This window comes from Anaerotignum sp. (genome assembly GCF_031981185.1).
Taxonomy (GTDB): Bacteria; Bacillota; Clostridia; order Lachnospirales; family Anaerotignaceae; genus Chakrabartyella.
Genome location: NZ_DALYUL010000029.1, coordinates 525 through 5,246 on the forward strand (window position 1 = coordinate 525; position 4,722 = coordinate 5,246).

General features: G+C 37.6%; 5 protein-coding genes. All 5 read right to left on the bottom strand.

All coding sequences use genetic code 11. From position 1 onward, the window contains the following. On the bottom strand, window positions 1-980 hold a 980-nt coding region (locus RTK36_RS13990; RefSeq protein WP_312047887.1), incomplete at its 3' end, for a hypothetical protein. A gap of 372 nt (window positions 981-1,352) precedes the next feature. Next, window positions 1,353-3,002, bottom strand: a complete 1,650-nt coding sequence (locus RTK36_RS13995) for an N-acyl-D-amino-acid deacylase family protein (protein WP_312047860.1) — start codon at window positions 3,000-3,002, stop codon at window positions 1,353-1,355. A 133-nt stretch (window positions 3,003-3,135) separates the two neighbouring features. Next, the gene (locus tag RTK36_RS14000) at window positions 3,136-3,792 is read right to left on the bottom strand and encodes a hypothetical protein (RefSeq protein WP_312047861.1); all 657 of its coding nucleotides are present in this window, start codon (window positions 3,790-3,792) and stop codon (window positions 3,136-3,138) included. Between the two features lie 21 nt (window positions 3,793-3,813). Beyond that, window positions 3,814-4,515, bottom strand: a complete 702-nt coding sequence (locus RTK36_RS14005) for a DUF5058 family protein (RefSeq protein WP_312047862.1) — start codon at window positions 4,513-4,515, stop codon at window positions 3,814-3,816. Between the two features lie 67 nt (window positions 4,516-4,582). Continuing rightward, the coding region (locus RTK36_RS16760) for a hypothetical protein (RefSeq protein WP_442871358.1) at window positions 4,583-4,722 on the bottom strand (140 nt) is incomplete at its 5' end.

Genomic DNA, 4,722 nt, shown 5'->3' on the forward strand with positions numbered 1-4,722 from the left:
GCAGCTTGATTCCCATGCCTTTGTGATAGCTTAATGCTTTCATAGGAATTAAACTTAGCTTCGTTTGCCGTTTTTCCATAACCAATTCCAATATAAGTGTTAATGACAGAAACCTCTCTCAGTAAATCTAACAAATAAATATCTCGGTAGTTTTTCGTTTCCAATTCAATTATTTTTTTGGTGGTAAAAATCATAAATTCACTTCTGCCCTGCTCAACTAATACCCCGTCTATTCGACTGCTAAAGTGATATAATTTATCCAACACCTTTATTCTCTGAGAAAGATATGCATACTCATCGTCTTTCATTAATGAATACTCAGATGGAATATTTAATTTAATTGTCACTACCACAATTTGATTTTCACTGTTTTTTTGGGCAATGCAGCGCATCATAATACTTTGGATACCTTGAAGCATCACATCTTCTGAAGGGGTCGCTAAAACTACCGGAAGACCTTCTTTTTTTAAAATATAATACGCTTCTTCAAGCCCAGTAATGCAACAGCAAACCTTATTGTTTTTATAGTTACTTTTATGAAATTCGATTATAAAATCAGTGTAGCTGTCTTCCAGATATTTTTGTTCCGCAAAATACATATGCTCATCTTTAAAATCAACTCCAATTTCTTTATAAAGTCGTTTCGTCATCTTCTTGTCAAAAGTGTCCACACTCAATCGGCTGATATCGTACTTCAGTAAATAAGTGATTTCCAGCAAAACACGATATAAGGTAGTCTCATGACGAGGCAAATAGTCACATAAGACAAAATCGCTTCGTGTTTTCTCATAATATTTAAAAGGTGTTTTACCTGCAAAAAGCACAGCATCTGCCTTTCCTTGATACTCATCCATTAGTTCAGAAACTTCTATATATCTTTTATATTTTATACAACCAGTTTCCAGGTTCGGAAAATTTTTCTTACTAACTAAGAGCAACTTATCGGTTATCATTGATGGTCCCACATATAGTACTTTCATACATAACCCCCCTTATCATTTGAATAGTTACAGTATAAGCGATTCGAGTTAAAATTGTCTTTTAATTTTTAATCTCAATATTTTTTTATAGTATGGTTTTATTGAGAAAGCTTGGCGAAAAGTAAGATTAAAGCTTTTTAAGCATCATCCTAACTATATATATGGACACTCAAGGCTATGTTGCCGTTAGGATGGATGGTGATTATACTGATTAGATAATTACGAGAACATATCTTCAGTACTAGTACGAAGTAAAAGCCAGCGTCATTTAGGCGCTGGCTTTGATTGTTTATTGAAACTAAGGAAAAAAACTATGTAATTATTATGGTTTATTTCCTTAGTCTAATATTGGTTTATATAACCCCACAGCCTTTACCCATTCTTTTTTCCAAATCTACTTGGATTTTTAATCACACGACCCGCACAAATATCTGTTTGCTTTCCATCAGCAAGGGCAATCTTCCCATTTACGATAACATAGTCCACACCAACAGTATATTGCTTTGGATCATCATAAGTAGCCTTATCCGCGATGACCTCAGGATCAAAAATTGTTATATCTGCAAAATAGTTTTCTTTTAGCAAACCTCTCTCATTTACAATCCCCAATCTTTTTGCAGAAAGATAAGTCATCTTCTTCACAGCTTCTTCAAAGGTCAACAAGCCTTTTTCTCTAACATAATGGGCAAATATACGTCCAAATGTACCAAAGGCACGGGGATGGGGCTTTCCAATGGAAAGTAATCCTTCCGTAGAAAGATCCATGCTGTCTGAACCAAAACACGTCTTTGGATGGCAAACAACTTTATCCGTATCTTCTTGTCCCTGGGTAAATACAACCACCTGAATTTTGCTCTTTTCTTCAATGAGAAGACGGAAAAATGTATCAAATGGGTCTTCTTCATTTATTTTTGCCACCTCTGAAAGTTTTTTACCTTCTACGTATTTATTTTTTTCTGTCATAACAGAGGCAAGCACAACACCGTCCCATCCTCCCGCCATGCGGTAAAAACACTGCCAACCAGGAATCCCATCCTTTAGCTCCTTCACGATTCTTTCTCTGTTTTCCTGAACTGATAACCTCTGAATCATGTTTTCTACACCACCCTCAAACGCCCATGGTGGTAAGAGTGCACCTAAAGAAGTCATACCTGCGGCATAGGGATAGCAATCAAAAGTAATCTCTAAACCTTCTGCCTCAGCAGCATCCAACTTTGCAATTACCTCGTCTATTTTTCCGAAATTGCTATGTCCCATTATCTTCAAATGTGAGATATGAAGAGGTACACCTGCTGTTTTTGCAATATAAATTGCTTCATCTAGTGCATCCATCTCCTCATCACCTTCATCACGGATATGAGAAATATAATAGCCATTATAGGGAATCAATTCTTTGCATAATTCTGCAAGTTCTTCTTTTGTTGTGTACGCCCCAGGTAAATATACCAGACCTGAGGATAGAGCAACACATCCCGCCTCCATGGCTTTCCTAACCTCTGCCTTCATATTCTTCAACTGCTGGGGTGTCGCTTTTTCTTTAGAAAATCCCATTTCGTCAATACGAACAGGTCCGTGTGCCACATACCCAACAACATTTACTGCTGGAGTATTTGCGTCTAAATAATTGAAATATTCCTCCATTGTATTCCATGGTAATTCTAGTTTTGCAGGAATTGTTCCAATAATTCTGGTACCAAGATAATCTATCAATTCCTGTTTTCTTTCTTCCCTAATGGGTGCCACACCAATTCCGCAATTTGCCACAACATCCATGGTTACACCACTATAGATTCTGCTTCTGGTATATCTGTCATAAACCAAAGATAAATCAGAGTGGGTATGAAAATCTATAAATCCTGGAGATACAAATTTCCCTTCTGCATTAATTGTCTGATTTGCCTCTGCATTAGACAAATCACCAATTGCGGTTATTTTATCCCCTGTAATACCTACATCCCCTTTGAAGCGTGCCTCTCCTGTACCATCAACAATTGTGCCGTTTACAATTTTTATATCAAACATTTCTCTAAACTCCTTCCCAAAACTATATGAATAAAACCCCATTTAGAATCTCTTAAAATACATATCTATTTATTCTAAGTTCAGTATATAAATCAGTCCCCTTCGTGAAATAAGCTAAAACTAAATTTTATTATTATTCCGATGCCTTTTTCTTATCAAAAACAAAGAAACCTCTTGTGATTAATACACCGCCTAATACAATAGCCAATGTGAGCACACCGCCGGGAATTCCAATTTTGCCACCAAAAAACATAAGCAAGAGCGCCATAATAATTGTAGATATTCCTGTACGTAAATCCTTTCTCGCAATATCCGTGTAAATTGCACCAAATAATGCCGGAAGAATATATGCAAAGGACTTTGTTACAAATTCCGGTAACAAAGGTATTACCTGTGAACCTATGATAGTGAAAACTGTAATCATTGTCGCAGACACCAATACCGAACAGCAAGTGCCAATGGTGCCAATGACTTCACCGGCGTGGGTACCAGGCTCCACCCCTGCAATTTTTTGTGCCATTGATGCAGCGGGCATTCGGATATCGCCAACGGAACCAGCTAACCAGCCAATATACGAACCGCTGGCTCCGAGCGTTGGATAATATGCTATGGGCTGCACAATCCAACTGATACCGTACGTTGCAGCAACCAATCCCCAGATTTTAAATATAACAGACAGTGCTGGCATTTCGCCAAAGCGAATTCCAATATAAATTGCAGGAATAAAGTTTGCAATAATCGCTAAGCCCATGGAGATTCTACCTATTTTTATCATTTTGCTATCATACATAATTGTCACCTCTAATCCTTTTTAAGAAAATAATAATTGAGCGCCAAACATACCAACTAGCATTGCAATACCCAAAGATAACTCTTGCAAACGTTGATTCTTTTTAAATACCGTCGTTAGTATATACATTACAGCCGCAGAGATAATCGCCGGCGCCAGCTTAGGCATTGCCATATCCTTAATCTGATTTGCCAGCAAATAGGCAAACAAACCAACCGTTGCACCCGCCATTAACTTTTTAACCCACGCCGGATCATATTTTTCATTCATACTACTTACAACTTTCCTCATTCTATGGCCTAATAAGAATACGACTAACAGCCAGCCAAAATTATTTAGGGCCATACCCCAAAGGGCATATGAAAAAGCTTGCGAACCAAAACCAGCACTGCCTACTTCCACCCCCGCTAAAGTAGAGGTCAGTGAAATAACGCCTAATTCTGTTCTGGCAGCACCTACATCACAAAGTCGCATCCAAGTAGTTGGTGCGCCAACTACAACAATAAGTGATAACAGCGTAATTACAGGGGATAGAGATGGTCCCAAAGCAGTAATACTAGCGGAACGGATAGCGGCTTTTCTTCTATCTTTGTCAATTCCTATTGATGATGCTTCCTTTAAAGCAGCCCTCATAAAAACAACAGCCTGAGATACGGATATAATTACTAAGAAGCTTGAAACAATCCATAGCCCTGGACTATTAATCATTTGTTGATATTCCATAATTTTCCCTCCTTTAATATTGAAAAAAATATTTCTTCCTATTAAATTGCAAAAATTTCGTGATTAACTATCCGAATAGAAATTGGGTCAAAAACATACCCACCAACATAGATAATCCCAGTGATACTTCTTGAAGCCGATTGTACTTCTTCAAAGCTGTACCAAGAACAAAGCTGCATATTCCTGCAATTGCCGCAGCAGCATAAT